Annotated in this window: 24 protein-coding genes; 9 read left to right on the top strand and 15 right to left on the bottom strand. The window is 72.7% G+C overall.

Annotation, left to right across the window (positions count from 1 at the left end):
- Positions 1-11: 11 nt before the first annotated feature.
- A complete protein-coding gene (locus MUY22_RS27785) occupies positions 12-884 on the bottom strand; it encodes a helix-turn-helix transcriptional regulator (protein WP_247049299.1) in 873 nt (290 codons plus the stop codon).
- Between the two features lie 132 nt (positions 885-1,016).
- On the opposite strand from MUY22_RS27785, the gene MUY22_RS27780 reads away from it, so the two are divergent.
- Positions 1,017-1,967 carry an NADP-dependent oxidoreductase gene (locus tag MUY22_RS27780; RefSeq protein WP_247049297.1) on the top strand — a complete coding sequence of 317 codons (951 nt, stop codon included), beginning with the start codon at positions 1,017-1,019 and terminating at the stop codon, positions 1,965-1,967.
- A 3-nt stretch (positions 1,968-1,970) separates the two neighbouring features.
- Here MUY22_RS27780 and MUY22_RS27775 read toward each other — a convergent pair whose 3' ends face one another.
- The 6 genes from MUY22_RS27775 to MUY22_RS27750 all read right to left on the bottom strand — a co-directional run bounded on the left by MUY22_RS27775 (position 1,971) and on the right by MUY22_RS27750 (position 6,335).
- On the bottom strand, positions 1,971-2,780 hold the full coding sequence (locus tag MUY22_RS27775) for a DUF1295 domain-containing protein (RefSeq protein WP_247049295.1): 810 nt from the start codon (positions 2,778-2,780) through the stop codon (positions 1,971-1,973).
- On the bottom strand, positions 2,777-3,217 hold the full coding sequence (locus MUY22_RS27770; protein WP_247049293.1) for an SRPBCC family protein: 441 nt from the start codon (positions 3,215-3,217) through the stop codon (positions 2,777-2,779). The genes MUY22_RS27775 and MUY22_RS27770 overlap by 4 nt, the downstream gene beginning before the upstream one ends.
- Before the next feature lie 120 nt (positions 3,218-3,337).
- Positions 3,338-3,865 (bottom strand): 2'-5' RNA ligase family protein, encoded by a 528-nt coding sequence (locus tag MUY22_RS27765; protein ID WP_247049291.1) that lies wholly within the window; start codon positions 3,863-3,865, stop codon positions 3,338-3,340.
- Between the two features lie 5 nt (positions 3,866-3,870).
- Positions 3,871-4,347 carry a TspO/MBR family protein gene (locus MUY22_RS27760; protein WP_247049289.1) on the bottom strand — a complete coding sequence of 159 codons (477 nt, stop codon included), beginning with the start codon at positions 4,345-4,347 and terminating at the stop codon, positions 3,871-3,873.
- On the bottom strand, positions 4,344-5,702 hold the full coding sequence (locus tag MUY22_RS27755) for a TIGR01777 family oxidoreductase (protein WP_247049287.1): 1,359 nt from the start codon (positions 5,700-5,702) through the stop codon (positions 4,344-4,346). The genes MUY22_RS27760 and MUY22_RS27755 overlap by 4 nt, the downstream gene beginning before the upstream one ends.
- 105 nt (positions 5,703-5,807) lie before the next feature.
- Positions 5,808-6,335 (bottom strand): hypothetical protein, encoded by a 528-nt coding sequence (locus MUY22_RS27750; protein ID WP_247049285.1) that lies wholly within the window; start codon positions 6,333-6,335, stop codon positions 5,808-5,810.
- A gap of 158 nt (positions 6,336-6,493) precedes the next feature.
- Between MUY22_RS27750 and MUY22_RS27745 the strand changes: the two genes are divergently transcribed.
- Positions 6,494-8,083, top strand: a complete 1,590-nt coding sequence (locus MUY22_RS27745) for a cytochrome bc complex cytochrome b subunit (protein WP_247049283.1) — start codon at positions 6,494-6,496, stop codon at positions 8,081-8,083.
- A gap of 13 nt (positions 8,084-8,096) precedes the next feature.
- On the opposite strand, the gene MUY22_RS27740 is transcribed toward MUY22_RS27745, so the two are convergent.
- From MUY22_RS27740 to MUY22_RS27730, 3 genes are all read right to left on the bottom strand, one after another.
- Positions 8,097-8,948 carry a MerR family transcriptional regulator gene (locus MUY22_RS27740; protein WP_247049281.1) on the bottom strand — a complete coding sequence of 284 codons (852 nt, stop codon included), beginning with the start codon at positions 8,946-8,948 and terminating at the stop codon, positions 8,097-8,099.
- A gap of 63 nt (positions 8,949-9,011) precedes the next feature.
- Positions 9,012-9,884 carry an oxygenase MpaB family protein gene (locus MUY22_RS27735; protein ID WP_247049279.1) on the bottom strand — a complete coding sequence of 291 codons (873 nt, stop codon included), beginning with the start codon at positions 9,882-9,884 and terminating at the stop codon, positions 9,012-9,014.
- Between the two features lie 214 nt (positions 9,885-10,098).
- Complete coding sequence (locus MUY22_RS27730) at positions 10,099-11,478, bottom strand: glycosyltransferase (RefSeq protein WP_247049277.1); 1,380 nt, start codon at positions 11,476-11,478, stop codon at positions 10,099-10,101.
- 53 nt (positions 11,479-11,531) lie between these two features.
- On the opposite strand from MUY22_RS27730, the gene MUY22_RS27725 reads away from it, so the two are divergent.
- From MUY22_RS27725 to MUY22_RS27715, 3 genes are all read left to right on the top strand, one after another.
- Positions 11,532-13,589, top strand: a complete 2,058-nt coding sequence (locus MUY22_RS27725; RefSeq protein ID WP_247049275.1) for a glycosyltransferase family 4 protein — start codon at positions 11,532-11,534, stop codon at positions 13,587-13,589.
- Between the two features lie 89 nt (positions 13,590-13,678).
- Positions 13,679-15,514 carry a GAF domain-containing SpoIIE family protein phosphatase gene (locus MUY22_RS27720; RefSeq protein ID WP_247049274.1) on the top strand — a complete coding sequence of 612 codons (1,836 nt, stop codon included), beginning with the start codon at positions 13,679-13,681 and terminating at the stop codon, positions 15,512-15,514.
- A gap of 127 nt (positions 15,515-15,641) precedes the next feature.
- Complete coding sequence (locus MUY22_RS27715) at positions 15,642-16,007, top strand: STAS domain-containing protein (RefSeq protein WP_247049273.1); 366 nt, start codon at positions 15,642-15,644, stop codon at positions 16,005-16,007.
- A gap of 516 nt (positions 16,008-16,523) precedes the next feature.
- Here the strand turns inward: MUY22_RS27715 and MUY22_RS27710 are convergent.
- Complete coding sequence (locus MUY22_RS27710; protein ID WP_247049272.1) at positions 16,524-19,349, bottom strand: PQQ-dependent sugar dehydrogenase; 2,826 nt, start codon at positions 19,347-19,349, stop codon at positions 16,524-16,526.
- Between the two features lie 214 nt (positions 19,350-19,563).
- Here MUY22_RS27710 and MUY22_RS27705 point away from each other — a divergent pair, with 214 nt between their 5' ends.
- Positions 19,564-20,175, top strand: a complete 612-nt coding sequence (locus MUY22_RS27705) for a TetR/AcrR family transcriptional regulator (RefSeq protein ID WP_247049271.1) — start codon at positions 19,564-19,566, stop codon at positions 20,173-20,175.
- Here MUY22_RS27705 and MUY22_RS27700 read toward each other — a convergent pair.
- Positions 20,172-20,513 (bottom strand): UBP-type zinc finger domain-containing protein, encoded by a 342-nt coding sequence (locus MUY22_RS27700; RefSeq protein ID WP_247049270.1) that lies wholly within the window; start codon positions 20,511-20,513, stop codon positions 20,172-20,174. The two genes, MUY22_RS27705 and MUY22_RS27700, sit on opposite strands and share 4 nt — an antisense overlap.
- A gap of 68 nt (positions 20,514-20,581) precedes the next feature.
- Positions 20,582-21,538 carry a YafY family protein gene (locus MUY22_RS27695; protein ID WP_247049269.1) on the bottom strand — a complete coding sequence of 319 codons (957 nt, stop codon included), beginning with the start codon at positions 21,536-21,538 and terminating at the stop codon, positions 20,582-20,584.
- 111 nt (positions 21,539-21,649) lie between these two features.
- Between MUY22_RS27695 and MUY22_RS27690 the strand changes: the two genes are divergently transcribed.
- Positions 21,650-22,108, top strand: coding sequence for a nucleoside deaminase (locus MUY22_RS27690; protein ID WP_247049268.1), 459 nt, complete (start codon positions 21,650-21,652; stop codon positions 22,106-22,108).
- Positions 22,109-22,143: 35 nt separating this feature from the next.
- Complete coding sequence (locus tag MUY22_RS27685; RefSeq protein ID WP_247049267.1) at positions 22,144-23,106, top strand: isopenicillin N synthase family oxygenase; 963 nt, start codon at positions 22,144-22,146, stop codon at positions 23,104-23,106.
- On the opposite strand, the gene MUY22_RS27680 is transcribed toward MUY22_RS27685, so the two are convergent.
- Both MUY22_RS27680 and MUY22_RS27675 read right to left on the bottom strand, forming a co-directional pair.
- Complete coding sequence (locus MUY22_RS27680) at positions 23,103-23,654, bottom strand: dihydrofolate reductase family protein (RefSeq protein WP_247049266.1); 552 nt, start codon at positions 23,652-23,654, stop codon at positions 23,103-23,105. The genes MUY22_RS27685 and MUY22_RS27680 overlap by 4 nt on opposite strands.
- A 66-nt stretch (positions 23,655-23,720) precedes the next feature.
- Positions 23,721-24,992 (bottom strand): diguanylate cyclase, encoded by a 1,272-nt coding sequence (locus MUY22_RS27675; protein ID WP_247049265.1) that lies wholly within the window; start codon positions 24,990-24,992, stop codon positions 23,721-23,723.
- Positions 24,993-25,229: 237 nt separating this feature from the next.
- Here MUY22_RS27675 and MUY22_RS27670 point away from each other — a divergent pair, with 237 nt between their 5' ends.
- A complete protein-coding gene (locus MUY22_RS27670; protein ID WP_247049264.1) occupies positions 25,230-26,189 on the top strand; it encodes a chitinase in 960 nt (319 codons plus the stop codon).
- Positions 26,190-26,351: the final 162 nt, after the last annotated feature.

The raw sequence follows: 26,351 nt of genomic DNA, 5'->3' as shown, positions 1-26,351 counted from the left end.
GGATTGCCGGGTCACGACGACGAGGTGGACGTCTCCGTCGCCCGGGGCGCGTCGAGCAGGCCGGCCAGCAGCCGCAGCCGGTCGTCGTCCGGACCACCCGGCTCCGCGGTGCAGACGATCAGCACCGGCCCCGGCTCCCCCGGCATCGCGTACGCGTCCCAGTCCAGGTTCAGCTCCCCGACCAGCGGGTGGTTCACGCGCATCCGGCCGCGAGTCGTGGCCTCGACGTCGTGCCGGGCCCACAGCGTCGCGAACTCCGCGCTGCGCACCGCCAGCGCACCCACCAGCTCGACCGCTCGCGGGTGCCCCGGCTCGGCGGCGACCTGGGCGCGCAGCATCCCGGTCAGCTCGGCGACGGTGGCCGCGCGCTCCGGGCACGCCCGGTCGGCCTCCGGGTGCAGCAGCAGCGCCAGCAGGTTCCGTTCGGCCCGGGGCACCTCGGTGAACGCGCCCAGCAGCGCACCGGCCAGCGGGTTCCAGGCCAGCACGTCCAGGAACCGGCCGACGACCAGGGCGGGTGACGTCGTCGCGCGCAGCAGCCGCAGCGTGGTCGGCGGCACCTCCTCCGGCGGGTACCGGCGGGCCGGGCGGGCCGGGGTGCGGGCGGCCGCGGCGAGGCTGTGCAGGTGCCGGGTCTCCTCGGCCGAGAAGTCCAGCGCCCGGGCGATGGCGTCGAGGACCTGGCCGGAGGGCCGCACGTCACGGCCCTGCTCCATGCGCTGGTAGTAGTCCGAGCTCACCCCGGCCAGCAGGGCCAGTTCCTCGCGACGCAGTCCGGCGACGCGCCGCCGCGGACCCGGCTCGAGGCCGACGTCCTGCGGCCGCACCCGGGTCCGCCGGGTCCGCAGGAACTCGGCGAGCGCGCGGCGGGGGTCCTCGGTCACCGGCCCAGTATGCCCGCGGCGTGACCGGCGAAGGTGGGTCCGGCGGACCCAGGACAAGGCGAACGACCGTGCCGCCGCGAACGCGCCCCAGGATCGGTGTCGCACCAGCCGACCACGGGAGGAAACCACGCCATGAAGGCCGCACAGATCACGAGCTTCGGAACCCCGGACGTCCTTCGGGTCACCGAAACCGACCGCCCCTCCCCCGGTGCGGGCGAGGTCCTGGTGGCGGTCGAGGCGTCCAGCGTCAACGGGCACGACGCGATCGTCCGCGCCGGTGGGCTGCGGATGGTGTCGGGCCGCAAGTTCCCGATCGGCGTCGGCCTGGACTTCGCCGGGGTCGTCGTCACGACCGGGCCCGGCGTCGAGGGCCACCACGCCGGGGACCGGGTCTGGGGCATGGTCCACCCGCGGCAACGCCACACCGTCGCCGCCGCGGCCGAGTACGTCGTCGTCCCGGCCGGGCGCATCGCCGCCGCCCCCGCGGGTGTCCCGGCGGTCGAGGCGGCGTCCCTCGTCGTGGCGGGCAGCACCGCGCTGATCGCGCTGCGCGACAGCGTCCGGCTCAAAGACGGCGAGCGGGTCCTGGTCCGCGGCGCGGCCGGCGGCGTCGGCTCCGCCGCGGTGCAGCTGGCCCGCGCGCTGGGCGGCCACGTCACGGCGCTGGCCCGCGACCGCCACGCCGCGCTCCTGCGCGACCTGGGCGCCGACGAAGTTCTCGACTACGGCACGACGACGCCGGACGCGACCGGGCCGTTCGACGTCATCGTCGACACCGTCGGCTCCGAGCTGAACCGCTACCGCGGCCGGCTGGCCAAGGGCGGCCGGATGGTCACGATCGCGTTGTCCGCCCCCGTCTTGGCGGCGATCGCCGCCTCGACCGTCCACGGCGCCCGGCGCATCCGCGCGTTCAGCGCCAACCCCGGCTCCGCCGTGCTGACCGAGCTGGCCGGCTACGTCACGTCCGGCGCCCTGCGCCCGGTCGTGCAGGGGGTGTATCCGCTGGCGGACGTCGCCGCCGCGCACGAGGCCTTCGAACGCGGCGGCGTCGTGGGAAAGCACGTGCTCGCCGTCACCCGCTGAAGCTCAGTCTCGTTCGGACGGTGGCCGCGGGAAGAAGAACGCCACCCGCTTCTGGTAGTCGCTGTAGCCGGGGCGGTCCTGCATGCGTTTCTCGGTGCGCTTGGCACCGGTGGCGAACATCAGCAGGTAGCTCATCAACGCCGGCGCGGGCAACGTCCACAGGCCGGGCGACGACGCGGCCGCCGTCAGCCACGCGCCGTCCCACACCAGCGAGTCGCCGAAGTAGTTCGGATGCCGCGACCAGCCCCACAGGCCGGTGTCGAGCACCTCCGGCCGCTCGTCCTCGTCCCGCTGGGAGTACGCCGTTTTCTGGTGGTCGGCCAGCGCCTCCACCACGGCCCCGCCGACCATGACGGCCAGTCCCGCCGGGGCCAGCCACCGACGCTTGCCGCGCGGCAGGGCGCCGGCGGCGGCCAGCTGCACTGGAGCCGACACCAGCAGCTGGCTCAGCCCCTGGGTGAGGAACACCTTGCCGACGACCGCCGGCGTCGAAGCGCCCTCCAGGAACTCGGTGTAGCGCGGATCCTCTTCGTCGCTGCCGCGCAGGCGGCTGAGCATCTGACGTTCGAGCCGGGCCGCCCACGCGACGGTGAGCGCCGCCAGCGCCCAGCGCCGCCGGGCGTCACCGCGCCCGGCCAGCGCGCTCGTGACCGCCACGGCCGCCAGACCGGGACCCCAGACGGCGTCGGCGTAGTCGCGCCGGCCCTTGCGCAACGCGACGACCGCCGTCGCGGCCTGCGCCGCCGTCACGACGACGGCCGACAGCCCGGCCACCCGCCGCAGGTTCGCGGTGTCCAGCGTGCGCGGTCTCATCGCCGGGCCAGGCCGTTGAGCACGTCCGTCAGCTGCTTCTCGGTGTCGTTGCCCAGCTTTTCGAAGACCACCTTGCCCAGCGGGGCCGCGACCTTGGCCAGGCCGTTGAACTGCAGCTCGTTGGTGTAGGTGACCTCGGAGCCGGTGCCGCTGGGCGTGACGTCGATGGTCTCGGTCGAGGTGGCGGTGTCGTTGCGCCCGACCAGCACGACGCGGTCGCCGGCGAGCTGCTCGAGGGTGTAGGTCAGCTCGGTGCTGATGCCGGCGATCTTGGAGGTGTTGTGCCACGACGAGCCGACCTTCACCGGGCCGCTGTCGTTGCGGGTGCAGCGCTCGGTGCCGGGGTCCCACTCTTCGGCGTGACCGAAGTCGGCCAGGTAGGGGACGACGACACCGGGAGCCGCCTCGACGGTGAACGTGCGGGAGACAGTGGTCATGGATCCAGCCTTTCGATCAGCTTCGACAACGGTCTTCGGTTCCGCGCCGGAACGGATCCACCGGCTACCCCGGCACCGGCAACGACCAAACAACCCGCCCGGGTGACACGCCTCATGTGGTCACTCCCCAGCGGGCGTCGCGAGGTCCACGGAGGTGACCGGCTGCCACGGCCCGCCCAGGTACCGCCACACCGCGAGCCCGGTCGCCGAACCCGTCTGGGGCCCGAAGTCCGGGCGGAGCGCCTCGATGGTCGCCCTCGCCGTTTCGCGGCTGACCTTGTTCTGGACGGTGACGTGCGGCTTCAGCGGCTGCGCGTCCTGCGCGGTCAACCACGATCGCCACCGGGTCCGCAGTTTCCCGCGCAGGGACGTCAATGCGGCGGCGGACAGGGCGATGGCGACCCCACCGCCGAGGGAGTAGACCCCGTCCACCGAGAAGGAGAACCGCGGGTACTGCACCGCGATCTCGGCGCAGCCGGCGATGACGGCGTCCGCGTGCTCGCCCGGCAGCGCGTGGAAGAGCGTGACGTGCGCGCCCACGTTCAGCCGCTCGGCCGGGAACCACGTCCGGCGCAGCTCGTCCCACGCGCGCTGGGTTTCCGGGTCGACGGCGAGCGTGACCACCAGCGGCGGCTCGGCTGCCGGCACGCCGTTCAGTTCAGCACGACGATCGCGGTGTTGAGCGCCGTCGCGAACAACGTCCAAGCCAGATAAGGGACCTGGAGCGCGGCGGCCACCCGCGAGCGGCGCCAGAACACCGCTACCGCACCGGCCACCGCGACGTCGAGGAGCACGATCTCGACCAGCGCGAGCGTGTAGGCGCCGGCGGCGAAGAACAGCGGTGTCCACGCCGCGTTGAGCACCAGCCCGACCGCGTACCAGGTGAAACCCGCGCGGGTTCCGCCGGCGCGCCAGTACAACCAGCCGGACACGGCGATCAGGACGTACAGGACCGTCCACACCGGACCGAACAGCCAGGACGGCGGCGCCCACGGCGGCTGCTCGAGCCCGGCGTACACCGCACGCGAGGACGACGCGGCCAGGCCACCGACCACGGCGACGACGGCCACCGCGGCGAGGAACCCGGCCAAGGCGACCGGCGCCGGGGCGGAACGGTGCACGGTGGTCATACGGGTTCTCCCACGTTCGACGGAGCGGCGGTCGCTCCGAGCAGGTGCGCCAGCGCGTCGCCGAGCCGGGGGTGCCGGAAGACGTGCCCGGCCGCGAGCAGCCGTTCCGGTTGCACGCGCTGATCGGCGAAGGCCAGCTCGCGGGCGCCGTCCCGGCCGAGCAGCAGCCGCGGTCCGAAGTGCGGCACCTTCAGCAGCGCCGGGCGCTTGAGGGTACGGGCGAGGACCCGGGTGTACTCGACGTTGCGCACCGGCTCGGGGCTCACGGCGTTGACCGGCCCGTCGAGGCCGCGATCGGTCAGCGCGCGCAGGTAGACGTCGGTCAGGTCGTCGAGGCCGATCCACGGCGTCCACTGGCGGCCCGCGCCGAGCGGCCCGCCGAGCCCGGCGGCGAACAGCGGGTACTGCAGCCGCAGCAGGCCGCCGCGCGGGCTCAGCGCCAGGCCCGTGCGGACCTGCACCACCCGGATCCCGGCCGCCGCGGCGGCTTCGGTGGCCGCCTCCCACTCGGTGACGATGTCGGCCAGGGCGCCCTCGCCCGGTTTGCTGTCTTCGGTGAGGACGTCGTCGCCGCGGTCGGGGCCGTAGTAGCCGACGGCCGAGGCCGACACGAACACCCCGGGGCCGTCCGGGGTGCGGGCTGCCAGCGCGGCCAGCGCCCGGGTCGGGCCGATCCGGCTGTCCCGCACGGCTTTCAGGTGCCGGTCGTCGAACCGCCCGGCGACGGAGGTGCCGGCCAGGTGGACGACCGCGTCGACGCCGGCCAGCAGGCCGGTGGCCGGCGCGGCCGGGTCCCACGTGCGCTCGTCGCGGGTGCGCGCGGGCCGGCGCACCAGCCGGATCACCCGGTGGCCGCCGGTGGTCAGCAACGCCGTCAGCGCGGTCCCGACCAGTCCGCTCGCGCCGGTGACGGCCACGGTCAGCGGTTCGTGCCAGTACCGGTGCTGGGCGGCGAGGTCGGCGGCGAGCTGACGGTGGCGGTAGGCGAACATCGACCGGAGCAGCGCTTCGGGCACGGGCGTTTCGACGAGGTCGGTGACGACCGTCCGATCAGGACTGTCGGCGGCGAAGCGGTGGGTGTGGCGCCAGGACACCAGGTTCGACAGCACCGGCGTGTCCAGCCGGTCGACGAACTGGTGCGGCGGCCGGTAACCGTCCGGGTCGTGGGCCGCGACCCAGCGCAGGCCGGCGGGCAGGTTCAGCCGCGCCCGGCCGTCGCGCAGGGAAGCGGCTTCGGCGCCGACCTTGACGGGCTGCCACGGCGGCGTCAGCCGCACGATCGCCCCGGGCAGGCCGTGCCATGCGAACACCTCGTCGAGCGGGGCGGCCACCACGGTGGAGTACTCGAACGACACGCGATCACCTCCACGACGCAACTATGATCCGGATACCTGCGAAGCGTAAGTCGCCTACCGGGCCGTCGCACTCCAAATGCGATGCAGATGCGATGCAAACCGGGTTCAGACTTCGGACAAACGTGGTCGCCGCGCCACCACCGGCGGCCGTGACCACGGGGTGCGGCCCCAGGGCTTGGCGACCGACAGCCACGTCATGGCCAGGAAGGCGACGATGTTGAGCGCCGCACCGTAGGCGAGCGGGCCCGCCACCGGGCTCTCGACGCCCGCGGCGGCCGCGGCGATGCTCTGCTCGACCCACACCCCGAGGCCGAACGTGCTGTAGCCGATCACGGCGACGGTCAGCACCAGCTTCACCAGGACCCACCAGAACCGCGTCAGTCCCCACTTCGTCAACGCCCCCAGCACGATCCCGCCGACCAGGGTGGTGAAGGCCGCCGGGATGACCACGAAGTCGTCGATGCGCTCGATCAGCCGGTAGGCGACCTCGCGGACGCCGGGCTCACCGGTGTACCCGGCGGTCATCGCGAGCACGACGTTGGCCGCGCCCGCCCCCAGCCAGCCGACGGACACCGCTACGTGCACGAACACCATCACCTGCCGCAGCCGCTTCCCGGCCGTCCAACGCCCCATTTCCCCATCGTGACCGACGGCGGTCACGCCCGCAGCGCGATCCGGCGAGGACGCGCCGTACTCGCTCCAACTTCGATGCACGGGCCCGCTCTTCGTTGCGCCGGCGAGGCGGCGGTGTGACGATCGCCGAGCGGGCAACCGCCGGAGGAGGGTCGCCGATGAGTTCACTCACCACGCCGACCAAGGGGTCGAGCGCGATCGAACGGGCGGCAGGCGACGCCGCGGACAACGCCGATCAGCGTTACCGCCTGGCCAAGGGCCTGCGGCACCAGATGAACAAGGTGTTCCCGACCCACTGGTCGTTCCTGCTGGGCGAGATCGCGCTCTACAGCTTCATCATCCTGCTGCTCACGGGTGTGTACCTGACGTTGTTCTTCGACCCCTCGATGCAGGAGGTCGTCTACCACGGCAGTTTCACGAACATGCAGGGCCTGGAGATGTCGCAGGCGTTCCGCACGACGCTGGACCTCTCGTTCGACGTCCGCGGTGGGCTGTTCATGCGGCAGCTGCACCACTGGGCGGCGTTGATCTTCGTGGCGTCGATGGCCGTGCACATGCTGCGGGTGTTCTTCACCGGTGCGTTCCGCAAGCCGCGTGAGGCCAACTGGGTGATCGGTGGTCTGCTGCTGGTCCTGGGCTGCTTCGAGGGTTTCTTCGGGTATTCGCTGCCGGACGACCTGCTCTCCGGTACCGGTATCCGGGCGACGTTGTCGGGGATCGTGTTGTCGGTGCCGGTGATCGGTACCTGGATCCACTGGGCGTTGTTCGGTGGGGAGTTCCCCGGCGACCAGATCATCCCGCGGCTGTACACGCTGCACATCCTGCTGCTGCCGGGGATCATGCTGGCGCTGGTCGGGGCGCACCTGGCGCTGGTCTGGTATCAGAAGCACACCCAGTTCCCGGGGGTGCGCCGCAAGGAGACCAACGTCGTCGGTGTCCGGATCATGCCGTACTTCGCCCTCAAGGGCGGCGCGTTCTTCGTGATCGTGCTGGGCGTGCTGACGTTGATGTCGGGCCTGCTCCAGATCAATCCCGTGTGGAACTTCGGGCCCTACAACCCTTCCCAGGTCTCCGCCGGGTCCCAGCCGGACTGGTATATGGGCTGGGCCGACGGTCTCCTGCGCGTCTGGCCGGCCTGGGAGCTCTACCTCGGCGACCACACCGTGCCGCCGGTCTTCTTCGCCGGCGCCATCGGCATCGGCGTGCTGGTGACGGTCCTGCTGAGCTATCCGTTCATCGAGCGGAAGCTCACCGGCGACCACGCGCACCACAACCTGCTGCAGCGACCGCGTGACGTCCCGGTCCGCACGTCCATCGGCGCGATGGCCATCACGTTCTTCCTCGTGCTCACGCTGTCGAGCTTCAACGACATCCTCGCCTTCGAGTTCGACGTCTCGCTGAACGCCCTGACGTGGGCCGGGCGGATCGGCCTGCTCGTGGGACCGCCGTTGGCCTACTTCGCGGCCTACCGGTTGTGCGTCGGCCTGCAGCGGGCCGACCGCGAGGTGCTGGAGCACGGCGTCGAAACGGGCATCATCAAACGGCTGCCGCACGGTGAGTTCATCGAAGTCCACCAGCCGCTCGGCGGCGTCGACCGCCACGGCCACGCGATCCCGCTCGAGTACCAGGGCGCACCGGTGCCGAAGAAGATGAACAAGCTGGGCACCGCCGGCCACGCCGTGCCGGGTTCCCTGCTGCGCCCGGACCCCGACGACGAAACCCGCGCCCTGCAACGAGAACGCCGGTGATCACGCCGGCCGATCAGCTGCTGTAAACGTCCAACGCCGCCGCGAACGACGGCGGGAGCGGCTCGCCCACCGTCGGCAGCCCGTGCCACCCCGGGCCCGCCGGGCGCACCGGCACCCCTTCGGCACTCAGGACGCGCAGGAACCGCACGTCGGCCGACTGCGCGGTCATCGACCACACCACGACGTCGCGCGGGGTGAACCGGGCGGACATCGCCCGCAGGACGTCGACCGAGACCGGCCCGCTCAGGAACGCCGCCGCGGCGCCGTCGTCGCTCAACGCCGCGCTGAGCATCTTGACCGGCAGTTCGTGCCGCTCGGTCGGGCCGCAGACGAACAGCACGGGCGCCGAGCCCGGCAGCGCGGCCGCCGGGGCCGCGTACCGGTCGATCGCCGCCGAAGCCGTGGTGGCCAGCGCCCATTCGGCCACCATCGCCTGGCGGTCGTCGTGCTCGGCCCAGCGTTCACCGATCACGCGCAGCACCGGCGCGACGACCTCGGTCCACGTCTTGGCCACGCCCAGGCTGGTGAAGGCGTCGTCGACCAGCCCGCCGATCGTGGGCAGGTCGAAGGACTCCGCGGCTTCGGCGAGCCGCTCCCGGCGGCGCCGGACGGTCGTCTCGGCGGCCGAGCGCGACAGCACGAGCCGGGCCGCGTCACGTGCGCTGGTCCCCTGCGCCTGCAGCGCCCGCATCCGGCGCAGCCGCTCGACGTCCTCCGGGGTGTACCGCCGGCGGTTGTTGTCCTCCCGCTGGGCGGCGCCGATCCCGTACCGCTTCTCCCACGTCCGCAGGGTCACCTGGGACACCCCGAGCGTCCGTGCCACCTCGCTCGAGCCGAGCGAACGTGCTTCGGACGTATCGGTCACGTCGTCTCCCCGTGTTCGCCACAGCATACGTTGCATCGCGGCTGCATCGCCGGACGAAGAGGCTCAGGAGCCGGGCTCCGGCGCGGTCATGGCCCAGCGCACCGCCTTGACCAAGGCGCCGGCCGCCAGCCGGATGACCGTGGCCTCCGCCACCGGCAGGTACGGCAGGCGCAGCCGGGCCCGGGTCCACACCGGCAGCATCCCGACCGCGGAAGCCGCGAGCACGGCGTACGGAACCCTGGCGGGCCAGGGAATCGGCGGGGTGACGAGCAGGAACCGAGCCGCTTGGCGCGCGTCCGCGCTGCCCCGCAGCTCCGGCCGGTACGCGGCCAGCGCCTGGTCGAGCTCGTCCCGCGTCCGGGGTGGTTCGAGGACGCCGAGCTTCTCGGCGACCAGCGCGGTCTCCGCGACGTAGCGGTCACATCCGGCCTCGTCGAGCGGATGTGCGCCGTAACGCTGGTGGGCGCGCAGGAAGCTGTCCGTTTCCGCGACGTGCACCCACTTCAGCAGGTGCGGGTCGTCGGCCCGGTAGGGCTGCCCGTCCTCGGTGGTGCCGCGCACGCGCCGGTGCACGCCCCGCACGACCGCGACGGCCCGCTCGGCGTCGTCGGTGGTGCCGAAGGTCGTCACGGCGAGGAACGTGCTGGTGCGCTGCAGCCGGCCCCACGGGTCGCCCCGGTACCCCGAATGGGCGGCCACCGCGGCCATCGCCGACGGGTGCAGCGACTGCAGCAGCAACGCGCGCAACCCACCGACGAACATGGACGTGTCGCCGTGCACCTGGCGGATCGCGCTGTCCGGAGCGAACCAGCGCGGTCCGGGCGCGTGGTGGATCCGGTCCCGGTTGCGTGGCCCGTCCGGGCCGGCCACCCGCGCGAAAAGCGCGTCGCGAGCCCGTTCCCGCACCTGCGCCACGCTGGTCAGCGACATCGTCATGGGCCCTGGTCTCCGTCCTGCCGAACCGTCCGGCCGAGTCACCGCTTCGATGCAACTGCGATGCAGATTCGACCCGCCGTCGGCTCTCCCGCATCGCCCGAGCGACCTGTCCCCACTCAGCCTACCTGCCGAAACCCGGCAGTCAGAACGTTCCGGCGGGGACTCCGCGGTGGATCACCGCCGCCCGGGCGCGGGCGACCGCCGGATCTTCCACCTAGATTTGCATCGTCCTTGGATCGACGGCCGGAAGGTGACTCATGGCCGAGAGCAAGCTTCGAGCGGCCTCGCGCGGGCCACGCCCGGCGAGCAGCCGGTGCGCCGCCGCCCGGGTTCGATGAGCCGCCGCGAGCACGTCGGTCATGGCCTCCGCGACCGCGTGCGGGGTCAGGCCGTGCGGGTCGAGCACGCGACCGGCCGGGATGCGCTCCAGGTCGTGGGCGACGGCGAACTGGTCGCTGGAAAACGGCAACGCGAGCGCCGGTACGTCCGCCGCGAGGCACTCGGTGAAGGTGTTGTTGCCGCCGTGGTGCACCACGGCGGCGACCCGGGGCAGCAGCGCCCGCTGGGGCACCTGGTCTTCGACCTCGACCCGGTCGTCCCCGGCGAACGCCGCCCGCACCGGCGCGACGCGGTCTCCGGCCGCCACCAGGACCGCGACGTCGGGGATCCGGAGCAAGCCGGTCACGACGGTGCGGAGCACGTCGTCGCGGGCCGACAGGAACGTGCCGAAGGAAACCAGGACGAGCCGGCGCCGCCTGCCGTCGGTCAGTCGGTCAACCCGGCGCACCCAGTCGTCGGTCAGGCGGGTCTGCCCGACGTCACTGCAGTGCCCGGCGAACCGCAGCTCCGGGCCGCGCGGCAGGTCGGGCAGCCACGGCAGCTCGGGGTAGTTGAACAGCACCGCCTCCGGGGACGTCAGGCCGAACGCGCTGGGCGGCGCCGGCCGCGACGGGGCGTGCTCGGCCAGGAACGCCGTGAACAGCTCGGTGAACAGCCGGTCGTTGGCCTCGGCTTCGGCGCGGAGGCGAGCCAGCTCCCCGGCGCCCGGACGGATCGCGTCCGGCCAGTACGGCGGCAGCCCGAAGAAGCGCCCGGGACCGTCAAGGACGTAGCCGGGGTGACCGGGGCAGTAGGCCGCCCAGCGGCGGCCGAGGCCGTAGATCGACAAGGTGACGGCGTAGGCCAGCTGGTCCACGAGGTACCAGTCCGGCCGGAACCGGTCGTCGAACTCCCGCACCGAAGCCAGCACCGCGGCGGGGTCGGGCAGCATGTCGGCCCGCCGGTGCCGGGCCTGGGCGAGCAGCGCCGGGATCGCGCCCGCTCGCGTCGCGTCGAGGAACTCGGCCAGCCGGGCCGCTCCGGCGGCTTCCTGCCGCGTGCGCTCGGCGATGCCGGTGTTGGCGTTGTCCCCGAAGGCGAGCACGCCGAAGGGCAGCCCGTGTTCCCCGGCGAGGCCCGCGAACGCCGGTGCGCACGCGAAAGTCACGTCGGCGCCCTCGGCCGCGAGCGCGGCGCCGACCGTCGCGAGTGGACGCGCGTGCGACGCGAACGGCGGGCTCACCACCGCGATCCGCGGTCTCGTGGACGCGTTCATCCGCACCTCCTCCGTCTCCCCCGACCCTACGGCCTGAGCACAGGAGCCCAGCTGTGACGATCTCGGCGACCACGACCACCACGTACCCCACCGACGCGGTGGCCCGGCTGCGCGCGCTCGGCCCCGGGGCGTCCCCGGACCGGATCGACGACGTCCGCCGCGCCCTGCACCCGTCGTTCGCCGGCCCGGCGCTGATCGAGTACGCCGGTGTCGCTCCGGCGCGGCGCGACCCGGACTCCGCATCGGCCGCCCTGCGCGCACTCGCGCGCGCACCAGTCACCCCGGCACCCGCCGAAGTCCTCGCGGCCACACCGGAAACCGGCGACGAGCTGACCGACTCCCTCATGACGGCCGTTGCCATGGACGTCTTCGGTGACGCTGTCGACGGACACGGCTCGGCGGCCGCCGCGGCGGCGATCCGCGCGGCGTCGGCCGGTGCGTCACCGCGGCGCCGGATCCTGCTGCTGGACCTCGCCGAACGCCACGCGCTCCGCTGTTTCCCGGTGCCCGAGGTGGTCGCCGGACTCGACGGCGACCGCGGCTACCAGCACGCGGCGTTGCGCTACCTGTCCCAGTGCGCCGGCGACCCGGCGGCGGCCGAAGCCATCGCGTCGATCCGCGAACGAACCGACGATCCCTACGACCGCGTGCTGGCCTCGATCTGCCTGGCCCGGCTGGCCGACGTCCCCACCGGCTCTCCTTTGTGGACGGTCCCGCCGCCGGACCGGCCGGGGCTGACCGTGGCCCAGTCGATGCTGCTGGGCTCGTTCGACCACCCGGGCGCCGGCGCCAGCGGCGGGCTGACGGTCCTGCTGCGCCACCTCGGGCACGCCCTCCCCCGCCGGCCCGGGATCGCCCGGGTGGTGACCCTGACCCTGCTGGGCCGGGACCGGCTGGCCGAGCGGCCCGCGCTGGCCGAGCCCGACGGGACCGGGCACGTGGTGCTGCGGCTCCCGGTGGACGCGCCGGGCGCGCCGGCCCAGATCGACCTGTCCCGGCACCGCCCGGCGATCACGTTCCTGGCCCGGCAGCTGCTGTGGCTCTCGGGCTGCACCCCGGACGTCGTCCACGTGCGGTACTCCGACGACGGATCCGCCGCGATCGCCCAGGCCGCCCGCGCGCTCGGCGCCCGCACCGTGTTCACCCTCACCGCCGACCCGCACCGCTCGCTCGCCGAGCGGCACGCCGCCACCGGTCCCGCGGATCCCGGCGCCGCCCGGTTCGACCTGCACCGGATGTACACCGCCGACCGGCTGGTCGCGACCGCGGACACGCTGCTGGGGCTGCCCGGCCGTCCCGGCGGCGAGCTCGCCGGGTACTTCCCGCGGCTGCGGGGGCGTGAACCGGAGTCCGTCGCCGAAGGGATCCCGCTGCTGCCCCGCGTGCCCACGGCCGAAGCCCGCCAGCAGCTGCTCGCCGAGTCCCTGTTCGCCCCGTCCCCCGGCCGGCCGCGGCTGGGCGACGCCGCCCGCGGCCTGCCGGTCATCCTGTCCGTGGGCCGGCTGCACCCGGTCAAGCAACAGGACCTGCTGGTCGAGGCCTGGCTCACGCGCGGCCTGCACCGGCAGACCGCGCTCGTGCTCGTCGGCGGCGACCCGGCCGCCCCGAGCGCGGAGGAAACCCGCGTCCTCGACCGGATCCTGGCCCTGTGCGCCGAGCACCCCGAAGCGGCCGGCCGGCTGGCGGTGCTGCCCGCGATGGGCAACGAGGACGTCCGCCTGATCGAGCACGGCGTCACCCGGTGGCTCCCGGCGCCGACCCCGCACCTCTACGTGTGCCCGAGCCGCAAGGAGGAGTTCGGCATCGCCGTGCTCGAAGCGATGGACGCGGGCCTGCTGGTGCTCGGTCCGCGCCGCGGCGGGCTCGGCCACTACGTCGAGCACGGCCGCAACGGGATGCTGGCCGACACCGCGACGCTGAGCCGGTTCGCCGACGGGCTGACGGCGTTCGTGCGCGCCGCGGCCGGTGATCCCGTCCGGGCGCGGGCCGCCGCGGCCGCCGGGCGCTCGACCGTGGCCCGGCGGTTCGGCATCGACCGGGTCGCCGGGCGCTTCGCCGACGTCTACCAGCACAGCGCCGCCGCGCCGCGGCACAGCGTCCCGAGACGGTGAAGACCCTGCGTGGCCGGGACCTCGGTTGGGTATTTGGTCCTCGTCACGGTCCTACGAGCGAGGAAATCGACGGTGCAGGTGCTGCTGCGATGACCGAAGACGACGACGCCCGCGCGTCGCTGGCCGATCCCGGCCGGCTGGCCGCGCTGGCCGAAACCGGGCTGGGCAACGAATCCGACGCGGCGCTCGACGCGCTGGCCGAACGCGCGCGGCAGCGCGTCGGCACCCCCGTCGCGCTGGTCTCCCTGGTCACGGACCGGGAGCAGGTCTTCCCGGGCCTGGCGGGCCTCGGCGAGCCCTGGGCGCACACCCGCCGCACGCCGCTTTCGGCGTCGCTGTGCCGGCACGAGGTGGTGACCGGTGCGCCGCTGATCATCGAAGACGGCGCCCTCGACCCGCGGTCGCGGGACAACCCCGTCGTCGCGGACATCGGCATCGGCGCCTACGCCGGGCTCCCGGTCACCGACGCCGCCGGCCGCGTCCTGGGCAGCCTGTGCGTCATCGACCACCAGCCCCGCCGGTGGCGCGAGGACGAGCTGGCCGTGCTGGCCGACCTCGCCCACAGCTGCTCCCTCGAGCTGCGGCTGCGCATCGCCACCCGGGACGCCCACCAGGAACGCGCCCGCACCGATACCGCCGAAGCCATGCTGCGCGTGGCGTTCACCCGCTCCCAGCTGCTGCTGACCGCGTCCCAGGCGCTCGCCCACGCCGACGACATCTCGCAGCTGCGCGAAATCGTCACCGACCTGGTCTCCGGCGACCTCAAACCGGCCTACGTCGGGCTCACCCTCACCGAAAGCGACGGTGACCTGCACCGCATCGACGACCCCCTGCAGGCGCTCGGCCCCGAGTCCGGCGACGCGTTCTCCCACGTCGAGGACGACACCCCGATCGCGCTCACCGCCCGCGAAGGGAACCCGCAGCTCTACCCCGACCCCGAAGCCATCGCCGCCGCGTTCCCCGAGACGGCGCAACACCGTTACGCCGAACTGGGCCTGCACGCGATCACCTGCGTCCCGCTGCCCGGACCGGACGGCGTCGCCGGCGTCCTGCTGTTCGGCTGGGACACCCCGCACGACGTCGACGTCCACGAGCAGGCCGTGATCACCACCCTGGCCGGCTACGTCGGGCACACCCTGGAACGCGCCCGCTTCGTGGAAGACCGCGTCACCGTCGCGCGCGAGCTGCAGGAAGCCATGCTGACCCGGCTACCGGACCTGGCCGGCGTGCGGCTGGCCGCCCGCTACCTGCCCGTCGGACGGCACGAGCAGGTCGGCGGCGACTGGTACGACGCCATCGACCTCAACGCCGTCGACGGCGCCGACCGCGACGCCGTCGCGCTGGCCGTCGGCGACATCACCGGCCACGACATCCACGCCGCCACGCTGATGGGCCAGGTCCGCAGCATGGGCCGGCAGGCGACCTGGGAGCGTCCCGCCGGAGCGCCCTCGGCCGTTCTCGCCGCGATCGAGCAAGCCTGCGTCGCCACCGGGGTCCGCGCGACCGGCACCGTGCTGCAGGCCCACCTGCGCCCCGACGCCGACGGCCGCTGGCTGATGCGCTGGGCCAGCGCCGGGCACCTCCCGCCGATCGTGCGCCACCCCGACGGCACCACCACGGTCCTGACCGGCGTCGACCTGATGTTCGGCTACCCCGAGCTGCGCGAGGTCCCGCTCACCGATCACCAGGTGCGGCTGCGGCCGGGAGACACCGTCGTGCTCTACACCGACGGCCTGGTCGAACGCCGCGGGAGCGACCTGGACATCGGCATCCGCCGCCTGCGGGACACCGTCGCCGCGCTGGATCCCGCCGACCCGGCCCGGTTCGTCGACGAAACCATCCGCCGCATGCTGGGCCAAGGCACCCCGCACGACGACGACGTCGTCGTGCTCGCCGCGCACCTCCCCGCCACCGATCGGCGGTGACCGGCCGGGCGCAGTACCGTCGGAGTCATGTGGCGACACGCCCTTGCCGGGGAGGTCGCCATCCCGCCCGTCTCGCGGACCGCGCACCGCCGGTCATCGCATCCCCGGCCTGGAACGAGGTCCGTCCGTGACCGCCCCGGCTTTTCTCGGCTCGATCACCTTGCTCGACGGAGCCGTCGTGCTCGCCTTCACCGGCGAACTCGACCTCGCGACCGCCCCCGAAGCCCGCACCATCGCCGCGCAGGCGCACGAGAAGGCCGCCGCCGAGGCGGGCAAGAGGCTCGTGATCGACCTGCGCGCGGTCACCTTCCTCGCGTCCGTCGGCCTGGAACTGCTCGCCGACCACCGCAGCCGGGCCGAGCACACCGGCGTCACGATCGCCCTGGTCGCCACCACGCGGACGGTCACCCGGGTGCTGGAGGTGACCGGCCTCGACACCCGGTTCACCACCTACGCCGACGTCGAGACCGCAGTCGCCGGCCGGCTGTCCTAGCCGGTTCAGCTGGACCTCTGGTGGTTGTGCCCGATGGTCGGCCGGGGTGAGTTGACGGACAAGGCGTGGGCGGTGATCGAGCCGCTGCCGCCGCCGCAGCAGGCGGTGGCCGGCGGTCGTCCGGGCCCACCAGCTCTGCGCTGGGGCCCGGAAAGGGGATGCAGCGAGCAGATCGAAGCCCTCGCCGTCGACGGGCGTGGCCCGCCGATGCGGTTCCTGCTCACCCCCGGCCAGACCGGCGACAACCCACAGCTGGTGCCGTTGCTGGACGGCATCAGCATCGCCCGCCGCGTCGCCAAGGGCTCCCGCGGCGGGCGACCACCACCTACAGGACAGCTCCTCGCCGGTCCAGGTCCGGTCCCGGATCTCCGGCATGTCCTCCAGGTGCTCCCGGATGTAGCCGTGGTGGCGGGCGGGGTCGTGCTCGCCGGGACCTTCACACCGTCCGATCGCGGCGGCCCGTCGCCGTGCGGCGGGCCGGCTCCGGAAGGTCCGGAGCCGCCCCGCCCGGCCCGGTCACCAGGGGCGGTCGACGGCCCCGCCGGCGAGCGTGAACGTGATGTAGCCGCCCTGGAAGTCGCTGCGGTACACCCCGTTCACCACGTACTCGTCGGTCTTCGGGTAGTGCAGGTAGGAGTTCTCCCACCCGAGCGCCGCCCAGCGCTTGCGGATCTCGCCCTTCACCGCGTGCGCGCCCGTGGCCACCGTGTAGTAGATCGAGTGGCCGAGGCTGAAGTGGTTGTACCGGCCCGCACCGTCCGGCGTGGCCCCCTCGTCGGTCGTCGGGTAGCCGAGGCCGCGCTCGTAGTCCAGCGCCGCCCACTTCTTGCGGATCTCACCGAGGATCGCGTGGGCACCGGTCGCGTTCGTGTAGTAGATCGAGCCGACGTTGCCACCCTTGACGAAGTGGTTGTACCGGCCGACGCCGTCCGGTGTGCCGCCCTCGTCGGTCGTCGGGTAACCGAGACCGCGCTCGTAGTCCAGCGCCGCCCACCTCTTCCGGATCTCACCGTAGAGCGCGTGCGCGCCCGTCGCGGCCGTGTAGTAGATCGAACCGACGTTCCCGTTGTTGACGAAGTGGCTGTACTGCGCCACACCGTCCGGAGTGGACGCGGTGTCGCTCGTCGGCGGCCCGAGGACGGCGTGCCCGCCGAAGGCGAGGTACTTGGCCAGCACCTGACCGGTGAGGAACTTCGTGCCGCCCACCGCACTCCAGTACAGCCGGCCGTTGGCGTAGGTCCGGTAGTGGACCGTGCCGTCGGTGACCTCGGTGCCGGTCGGCGTGCCGAGCTTCGTCCGCAACGCCGCGTCGGCGTCGTAACGCTGGTCGATCGGCGTCGCGTAGTTCGCCGTCAACGTCATGTCACCCGCGCCGACCGTGACGATCCACGTGGTGTCCGCCGGACCGCCCTGCCAGCCGGTGAACTTCGAGACGCCGTCGATGCCCAGCGGAGCGGCCTCGACGTCGAAGCTGGCCCCCTCGGCGACCATCGCCGTGTTGACGCCGCCCTCGACGGGGATGCTCAGCGCCGCGGGCTGCGTGCTGACCAAGGTGATCCGGTGCTCGCGGGGCCGCGCCACGTAGGTCTTCGCCGCGGTCACCCCGGCGCTGTCGGTCACCGTCGCGGTGAACTCCTGCCGGGAGTCCGGGTGCTCGGTGAACGGCAGGCCGAAACTCGCTCCCGTCCCACCGGCGCCCGGGTGCGAGTGGCACGTCGCCTCGCTCGGGCAGTGCCGCACCGCCGACGTCCACGTGATCGGCAGCGCGCCGTCTTCGGCGTCGGTCGCGGTGCCGCTCAGGCCGACCTGCTGGCCCACCGCGAACGTCGCGGTGTCGCCCGGTGTCGTCACGGTGAGCTGCGGGGTGTGGTTGCCGGGCGCGACCACGACGGTGGTCGTGCCGGTGGCCCCCAGGGGATCCCGGACCGTGAGCTTCGCGGTGAACGACTCCGTACCCGCCGCGTAGACGTGGGTCACCTTCGGACCGGCGTCGGCCGCCGTCGTCCCGTCGCCGAAGTCCCAGTCGTACTTCAGCAGGTCGTTGTCGTAGTCGACCGACGCGGAACCGTCGAAGGAGACCGTCCGCGTGTCCGGATCGGTGGTCGACGACGCGGCCGCCACCGGCGCGGTGTTGCCGGCCGAATAGGTCAGCCGCCGCAGGTTGCCGGACAGGATGTCCGCGAAGACGATGTCGCCGTTGACCGCGGCCGCGAACTTCGTCGGGCCGCCGATGCCGGTGAAGACCGGCGGGTTCTGCGGAGCCTGCGTGAGCTTGCCCTGGTCGTCGTACCGCATCGTCCAGATCTTGTTCGTGACGTAGTCGCCGAAGAAGTAGGACCCGCGGTAAGCGGCCGGGTAGCTCGATCCATTGTAGACGATGCCACCGGTGACGCTGTTGCCCTGCATCGCGCCGTTGCCGTGCTGGTACTCGAAGATCGGCGGCTGGTTCGCCACGCCGGCGCAACCCGCGAGACCGCTGTAGCCCGGCGTCGGGTGGTTCCCTTCCCAGCACGGCCAGCCCAGGTTGGCGCCGCGCTGCACGACGTCGACCTCTTCCCAGCTGTTCCAGCCGACGTCCCCGGCGACCGGCAGGCCGAGGTTCGGGTCGATGCTGAACCGGAACGGGTTGCGGAACCCGCGCGCGAACACCTTGCTCGCGGTCGAGCCCGGGTTGGCCGCGTCGTAGTACGGGTTCCCCGGCACCCCGTTGCCGTCGGGGGTGAAGTGGAGGATCTTTCCGTAGGGCTGGTTGACGTCCTGGGACCGCAGCGCCCCCGGGTCCACCTTCGCGAAGTCGCCGTTGTCGCCGATGGACATCCAGAGCGTGCCGTCGGCGGCGGCGATGACGCCGTTGATGCCGTGGACGTCGTAGTTGCCGGGCACCTCCAGCAGCGGCTGCTCGCCGCTCAGCGCGGTGGGCGCGCCCGCGGTGTCCACGGTGACCGTGAACCGCGAAAGGCGCATGACGAAGCCGCTGCCGACGTTGAGCGACCGCGTCAGGTACACACTGCGCGAGGTCGCGTAGTCCGGCGCGACGGCGACGCCCACCAGGCCGAGGTCGCTGACGGAACGGGTCGGCAGCGTCGCGATCGTCCGGCCCGTCCCGGTCGCGGGCACCCAGCGGACCCGGCCGTCCTTGGCCGTGGCGAGGACGGAGCCGTCGGGCAGGTAGGTGAAGTCGGTCAGCTGGTACTGGCCGAGTCCGGTGTCGGTGTCCCGCAGGACGAAGCCCGACGGCAGGGCCGCCGCGGCCGCCGCCGTGGACATGACGGGCAGTAACGCCCCGGTCAGCACCACCGCCACCAAAGCGTGACGAAGCGCTCGAAGCTTTCTCAAAGCCATGACGAGTCCCTTCCAGGCAGTCGTCTATCGCCCGAACCGGGACGCCGGTTGCACCCGGTCGAGCGAATTGACCTTTTCGTGACCACCTGACCGAAGGGCCCACCAGGATGTATCGCCGGAACCCTCTCGGCTAAGCGGGCGCTTACACTCGACACGACCGGGGTGCGCCGTCTGGTCCGTCACCCGTGGGTGTGGCGTCTGAGAGGATCACCCGATGACGATGTCCCTGTCGGCCGAGCTGTGGCCCGATGTGCAGCCCGAGACCGCTCGACGGCTGATGCTGGCGGGGGTCGAGGCGTTCGCCGAGCGCGGGTACCACGCCACGACGACCCGGGACATCGCCGGCGCCGCCGGGATGAGTCCCGCCGCGCTCTACGTGCACTTCCCGTCGAAGGCCGCGCTGCTGTTCGCGATCAGCCGGTACGGCCACGAGCAGACGCTCGCGCTGGTCGAGAACGTCGTCGCCAAGGTGTCCGACCCGGTCGAGCGGATCCGGCTGATCGTCGAGGACTTCGTCGCCTGGCACGCGCGGCGCCACACCGTGGCCCGGGTCGTGCAGTACGAGCTGCAGGCGCTGCCCGAAGAGGAGTTCAAGGTGGTCGCCGAGCTGCGGCGCGGGATCGAGCGGATCGTGCGCGAGGTGATCGCCGAAGGCGCCCGCGTCGGTGCGTTCACGGTGTCGGACCCGCACGTCGCGGCCCGGGCGGTGCTGTCGCTGGGTGTCGACGTCGCCCGCTGGTACAGCGAGCGCGCCCGCCAGACCCCGGCCGCGCTCGGCAAGGAGTACGGCAGCCTGGTGCTGCGGATGCTCGGGGTCTCGGCCTAGCCGTTGAGGTGCTGCTGCCAGTCGCCGGGCAGCCGGTCGGCCGGGCCGGGGATCGGCTGGTCCTCGGGGTGCGAGTCCGGGGCGGTCAGCTCGGGTCCTTCGCTGACCGTCTCGGTCTCGAAGTTCCAGAACCAGGACTCGCCGGGCTCGAAGCTCTGGATGTAGGGGTGCCCGGACGCCTTGAAGTGCGCGGTCGCGTGCTGCGACGGCGAGGTGTCGCAGCAGCCGACGTGCCCGCACTGCGCACACCGGCGCAGGTGCACCCACCACCCACCGGCGGCGTCGCACTCGAGGCAGCCCACCCCCGTTGGCGCGACCGACGGATCGATTCCAGGCACCGAACTCACAGTCACCCTCCGGGGTTTCCGACGACCACTCGTGACGAGCCTACCCGGCACGGCGCCCCTCAGCCGACGGCGCGCGCGAAGCGGTCGGCGATCAGCCGGAGCCGCTCCACCAACCCCTCCGGCGCCTCCTCGACGACGAAGTCGTACCCCCACTGCGCCAGGTGGAACGGCACCACGTCCAGGTTGTTCGCCCCGGTCCGGACGCGGCAGCTGTGGTCGTCGATCGGCTCCACCACGCCGCTCGTGGGCGAGATGCGCGTCGAGACCTCCGACGCCGGTGCGGCCACCCGCACCACCAGCTGGTGCGGGTACGGCGTGGTCGAGATCGAGCGCGACACGTACGCCGCGATGTCCTCGGCCGGCGGCTCGCGCGGGGTGAACCGGAAGCTGGCCGCCGGCTCGCCGGTGATCCGGTCGACGCGGAAGGTGCGCCAGTCCTGTTTGCCGAGGTCGAAGGCGACCAGGTACCAGCGCCGTCCGGTGTGGACCAGGCGCAGCGGCTCGACCGACCGCTCGGTCTCCGCGCCGGCGCGGTCGCCGTAGCCGAAACGCAGGCGCTCGTGGTCCCGGCAGGCCGAGGCGATCACGGTGAGCACCCCGGCGTCGACCGTCGGGCCGCCGCCCGGCAGCGAGACCGTGGCCGCCCCCAGGGCGCCGACCCGCGGCCGCAGCCGGGCGGGCAGCACCTGCTCCAGCTTCGCCAGCGCGCGCACGGACGTCTCCTCGATGCCGCTGACCGTGCCGTTCGCGGCCGTGCGCAGGCCCACCGCGACCGCGACGGCCTCGTCGTCATCCAGCAGCAACGGCGGCAGCGCGGCCCCGGCGCCGAGCCGGTAGCCGCCGGCGACCCCCGGCGTCGCGTGCACCGGGTAGCCCAGCGAGCGGAGCCGTTCGATGTCACGGCGGATCGTGCGGACGTCGACGTCCAGGCGCGACGCGAGGTCCGAACCAGGCCAGTCCCGCCGGGCCTGCAGCAGCGAAAGCAGCCTGAGCAGTCGCTCCGAAGTGCCGTACATGACACGCAGTGTGCCAGACATCGAGGACAGTTCCGGTCCTCGATCGGCCGGATGGTGCAGTCGGATGGTCAAACACTTGCCAGGCACGGCTCCGGGCGGTGAGAGTGGCGCATGCCGATCGACCCTGCCGCCCTGCTCGCCGTCGCCCGTGAGGAAGCCGAACTGGGCCGCGACGAGGGCGGCGTGCCGATCGGGGCCGCGTTGTTCGACGCCACCGGCACCCTGCTGGGCCGCGGGCACAACCGGCGCGTGCAGGACGGCGACCCGTCGACGCACGCCGAGACCGCGGCGTTCCGCGACGCCGGCCGCCGCCCCCACTACCGCGACACGATCATGGTCACCACGCTCTCACCGTGCTGGTACTGCTCCGGGCTCGTCCGTCAGTTCGGTATCGGGCGCGTGGTCATCGGCGAAGCCGAAACGTTCCACGGCGGGCACGACTGGCTGGCCGGTCTCGGCGTGGAGATCACCCTGCTCGACGACCCCGCTTGCACCGCGCTGATGACGGAGTTCATCGCCGCGCGCCCGGACCTGTGGTTCGAGGACATCGGGGTCGAAAAGTCCACATAGGACATTGCTGGGATATTTCTGTGCGAGGAGCACGTATGCCGTCATCCGTTCCGCTCGTGGATCTCTCGCCGTGGTTCACGGGCACGTCCGAGGGCCGGGCCGAGGTGGCCGAACAGGTCGACCGGGCCCTGCGGGAGTCCGGCTTCCTATTGGTCACCGGGCACGGCGTGCCGGACGACCTGCGCGCCGGGGCCCGTGAGCAGGCGCAGCGGTTCTTCGCGCTGCCCGAGGACGTCAAGCAGCGCTACGCCGTCACCGTCGGCGGCCGCGGCTGGCTGCCGCCCGGCGTCGAGGCCAACGGCTACGCCGAGGGCACCGAGACCCCGCCCGACCTGAAGGAGTCCTTCTCGGCGGGCGCCGACCTCGGCGTCGGCGTGGCCGAGATCGACGGGTTCTGGTTCCAGCCCAACGTCTGGCCGGACGAGGTACCGGGGCTCGCCGAGACGGCCACCGAGTACATGCGCCGGATGCGGGCGCTGTCGGACCACCTGCTGGAGATCTTCGCCGCGGCGCTCGGCCTGGCCGAGAGCCACTTCACGCGGCACACCGCGCACCCGACGTACACGTTCAACATCAACTGGTACCCGCCGATGACCCACGTCGGCGCACCGGAGCCCGACCAGTTCCGGATCGGCCCGCACACCGACTTCGGCACGGTGACGGTGCTCGACCGCCAGGCGGGCGTGGGCGGCCTGCAGGTCTACACGGCCGACGGCGAATGGGAGGACGCGCCGTACCACCCGGACGCGTTCACGGTGAACATCGGCGACCTGATGGCCCGCTGGACGGGCGACCGCTGGCGCTCGACCCGCCACCGCGTCCTGCCCCCGGCGCCGACGGCCCCGGACGAGGACCTGGTGTCCCTGGTCTTCTTCTACGAGACCGACCACGACGCGCGGATCACGTCGCTAGCGCCGCCGCTGGGCAAGCGGATCTACCCGGAAGTGATCGCGTCGGACTACCTGAAGGACAAGCTCGACGCGATCACCATGAGCTAGGCCGGCGCGTAGATCAGCTCGAGGACCCCCGACGGGAAGGCCGTGCTCTTCACCAGGCGCAGGTTCAGCGGCGCGTCCAGCTCGGGGAACAGGGCCGCGCCCCGGCCCGTGGCGGCGGGCAGCACCCACAGGCGGTACTCGTCGACCACGCCGAGCTTGATCAGCGAGTGCAGGAACTCGGTGCCGCCGGCGGCGACGAGGTCCTTGCCCGGCTCGGCCTTGAGCTTGGCGATCTCCGCCGCCGTGTCACCGCTCGCGATCCGGGTCTCGGGCCAGTCGTCGGCGGACTCCAGGGTGCGGGAGAACACGACCTTGGGGATCTCGTTCATGGCCTTGGCGGACGGGTGGTCCGAGGTGGGCCAGAACCCGGCCATGGCCTCGTAGGTGACGCGGCCCATCAGGAAGGCACCCGCCTCCCACAGCCCGTCGACGAAGTACTTCTCCTGCTCGGGATCGTCGACGCCCATCATGACGTCCCGGATCCCGTTGTCCGCGTCGGCGCTCTTGCCGTCGACCGAACAGTAGAACCCCAAGATCAGCTTCCGCATCAGGTGCCTCCTCGCGCGTGTTCCTCGGGCGAGACGGTAGGCAGCCCCGGCGGGGACGGGTCCCCGCTAGGCCGGATCCGCGCAGAACGTCCGGTTGCGCCCCGCGGCCTTCGCGCGCAGCAACGCCGCCTCCGCGGCCCGGAGCGCGTCGGCCAGCGGCTCGTCGGCCGCGCAGCCCGCGACGCCGATCGACACCGTCACGCCGACGAACTGCGGGCCGTCGCCCGACGCCTTCAACGCCACCAGCGTCGAGGCGATCCGCAGCCGGATGCGCTCGGCGATCGCCATCGCGTCGAACCGGCCGGTGCCGGGAAGCAGGACCGCGAACTCCTCGCCGCCGGAGCGGCCCACGAGATCCGCGGCGCGGACCTCGTCGCGGAGGGTGTCGGCGACCGCGCGCAGCACGGCGTCGCCGATGCGGGCGCCGTAGCGGTCGTTGAGCTGGCGGAAGTGGTCGAGGTCGAGCAGCAGCAGGGCCTGGCCGGGCCCGTGCCGGCCGAGGCGCGTGACCTCGGCTTCGGCCGCGCCGCGCCACGACGCGGCGGTCAGCACGCCGGTGCCGGGATCGAGGGTGACGTGCTCGCGGCGGCCGCGGCCCAGGCCGCCGCGGTGCAGCACGACGGTGGCGCCGGCCAGGAACGGCACGAACAGCGGGGCGGCCAGCGCGGCCCAGCCGAACAGGACGCCGAACGCCGTCATCGCGGCGTCGAAGGCGTGCCCCGGAGCGGCGTCGCGGGGCGGGCGGGGGCCGTCGGCGGCGGTCACGAGCGCGGCGTTCACGGCGAGGAACGCCAGCCCGGCGAGGACGAGCAGGGCGACGGTGCGGGCGTCGAGGGTCGCGGCGAGCGGCTTGACCCCGGTCGCGGTGAGGAACGCCCCGGCGACGAGTCCCGCCAGCGCGGTCGACGCGGCGCCGAACACCTGGCGGTACACGGGTCTTCTGCGGACCCGGAACCACTGGTGCAGCGCGGCGAGCACGACCAGCGCGACGGCGAGCCCGGGACGGAGCACGACCACCCCGGCGAAGACCCACGGCGTGTCGACGCCGGGCCCGAGCAGCGTGTCCTCGCGGTGGCGTTCCACCGGCCGCGACAGCTCCGCGGTGACCAGCATCCCGCCCGCGAGCAGGGCGAACGGCGGCAGCATCGAGGCGAGCGGCGGGAACCGGACGGCGGCGAGGGCCACGGCGGCGACGGCGAGCACGTCCACCACGACGACGAAACAGACCTGGGTCCGGCGGGGCAGGCGCCACAACGCCCAGCGCTGCAGCGGCACGGCGAGCAGGGACCGGCCGGGTCGGCGTCCCCCGCCGGCTGCGACCGTGGAATCCCCCACCATTTCGGCAAACTAGCCGGAATGCCGCCCCCTGTCACTCCGCCTTCAGGGGAATCTCACCTCGCCGCCGATTCCGGGACGCACGGGAGCCGCACGCGCACGGTGCGTCATGTTTCCGACCGAAGAAGGGTTGACACGCCACATTGGTCTAGTCCACTGTGTGGTGGCACAGCGCTCCTCCCGGGATGATCCCGCCGCCTCAAACCGGAGGTGCTCCATCCTTTCCGTTTGGAGGACCCCATGAAATCAGTGCGCCGTTTGGTGACCCTAGCGGTAGCCGCCGGAGCCGCGATGGCGACGGCGGTGGGCCTCGCCCCGCAGGCCATGGCCGCGGTCGACCCGGTGCTCGCATCCCCGTACCTGTACCAGTGGGGCGGCCAGACCAGCCCCACCGCGGCGATGTCCGCGACCGGGGTGAAAGCGTTTACCCTCGCGTTCGTGCTGTCCGACGGGACGTGCAACCCCAAGTGGGACGGCAGCCGTTCGCTGACCGGCTCGGACAAGACGCTGATCACGAACATCCGCAACGCGGGCGGGGACGTCATCCCCTCCTTCGGCGGCTGGTCCGGCACCAAGCTCGGCTCGAAGTGCACGTCGGCTTCGGCGCTGGCGGGCGCGTACCAGAAGGTCATCGACGCCTACGGGCTCAAGGCGATCGACCTGGACATCGAGAACACCGACGAGTTCCAGAACAACACGGTGCAGGACCGCATCCTCAACGCCGTCAAGCTGACCAAGCAGGCCAACCCGAACCTGAAGGTCGTCATCACCATCGGCACCACGACGACCGGCCCCGACAGCTACGGGAAGCGCCTGATCAACCAGGCCAAGGCGATCGGCGCCCCGGTCGACGTCTGGTCGGTCATGCCGTTCGACTTCTCCAGCGGCGGTGACATGGCCGCCCTGACGAAGTCCGCGGTCGACGGGCTGAAGAACCAGCTCAAGACCACGTTCGGCTACACCGACGACACGGCGTACCGGCACAGCGGCCTCTCCTCGATGAACGGCAAGACCGACAACGCGGGCGAGACGGTCACGGTCGCCAACTTCACCTCCATCCGCGGCTACGCGACGAGCCACCACCTGGGCCGCTTCACGTTCTGGGCCACCAACCGCGACTGCAGCGGCGGCGGCGAGTGCAGCGGAATCACCCAGGACAAGTACGCGTTCACCAAGATCGTCGCCGGTTACACCGGCTGACACAGCGCCCGTAGTGGGGCAGTCGAGGGCCCTCTCACCGGCATCGGGGTCGGTGAGAGGGCCTTCGCGGTTTCGTTGGTTCCCGCTCAGCGGGAAGTGCCGCCGGATTCGGTTTCCGCTGAGCGGGACCCGAATTTCGTTTCGCGGGCCGGCGGAACGCTG

Origin of the sequence: Amycolatopsis sp. WQ 127309 (assembly GCF_023023025.1) — a bacterium.
Classification (GTDB): Bacteria; Actinomycetota; Actinomycetes; order Mycobacteriales; family Pseudonocardiaceae; genus Amycolatopsis.
This window is presented reverse-complemented; position numbering and strand designations above follow the sequence as displayed.

Bases quoted from the DNA above. Each gene is read 5' to 3' on its own strand.
- MUY22_RS27690 (WP_247049268.1), top strand. From the start codon at position 21,650: ATGCCGATCGACCCTGCCGCCCTGCTCGCCGTCGCCCGTGAGGAAGCC.
- MUY22_RS27780 (WP_247049297.1), top strand. From the start codon at position 1,017: ATGAAGGCCGCACAGATCACGAGCTTCGGAACCCCGGACGTCCTTCGG.
- MUY22_RS27750 (WP_247049285.1), bottom strand. From the start codon at position 6,335: ATGGGGCGTTGGACGGCCGGGAAGCGGCTGCGGCAGGTGATGGTGTTC.
- MUY22_RS27720 (WP_247049274.1), top strand. From the start codon at position 13,679: ATGACCGAAGACGACGACGCCCGCGCGTCGCTGGCCGATCCCGGCCGG.
- MUY22_RS27760 (WP_247049289.1), bottom strand. From the start codon at position 4,347: ATGACCACCGTGCACCGTTCCGCCCCGGCGCCGGTCGCCTTGGCCGGG.
- MUY22_RS27730 (WP_247049277.1), bottom strand. From the start codon at position 11,478: ATGAACGCGTCCACGAGACCGCGGATCGCGGTGGTGAGCCCGCCGTTC.
- MUY22_RS27695 (WP_247049269.1), bottom strand. From the start codon at position 21,538: ATGTACGGCACTTCGGAGCGACTGCTCAGGCTGCTTTCGCTGCTGCAG.
- MUY22_RS27705 (WP_247049271.1), top strand. From the start codon at position 19,564: ATGACGATGTCCCTGTCGGCCGAGCTGTGGCCCGATGTGCAGCCCGAG.
- MUY22_RS27675 (WP_247049265.1), bottom strand. From the start codon at position 24,992: ATGGTGGGGGATTCCACGGTCGCAGCCGGCGGGGGACGCCGACCCGGC.
- MUY22_RS27775 (WP_247049295.1), bottom strand. From the start codon at position 2,780: ATGAGACCGCGCACGCTGGACACCGCGAACCTGCGGCGGGTGGCCGGG.
- MUY22_RS27670 (WP_247049264.1), top strand. From the start codon at position 25,230: ATGAAATCAGTGCGCCGTTTGGTGACCCTAGCGGTAGCCGCCGGAGCC.
- MUY22_RS27735 (WP_247049279.1), bottom strand. From the start codon at position 9,884: ATGACGATGTCGCTGACCAGCGTGGCGCAGGTGCGGGAACGGGCTCGC.
- MUY22_RS27680 (WP_247049266.1), bottom strand. From the start codon at position 23,654: ATGCGGAAGCTGATCTTGGGGTTCTACTGTTCGGTCGACGGCAAGAGC.
- MUY22_RS27770 (WP_247049293.1), bottom strand. From the start codon at position 3,217: ATGACCACTGTCTCCCGCACGTTCACCGTCGAGGCGGCTCCCGGTGTC.
- MUY22_RS27685 (WP_247049267.1), top strand. From the start codon at position 22,144: ATGCCGTCATCCGTTCCGCTCGTGGATCTCTCGCCGTGGTTCACGGGC.
- MUY22_RS27745 (WP_247049283.1), top strand. From the start codon at position 6,494: ATGAGTTCACTCACCACGCCGACCAAGGGGTCGAGCGCGATCGAACGG.
- MUY22_RS27710 (WP_247049272.1), bottom strand. From the start codon at position 19,349: ATGGCTTTGAGAAAGCTTCGAGCGCTTCGTCACGCTTTGGTGGCGGTG.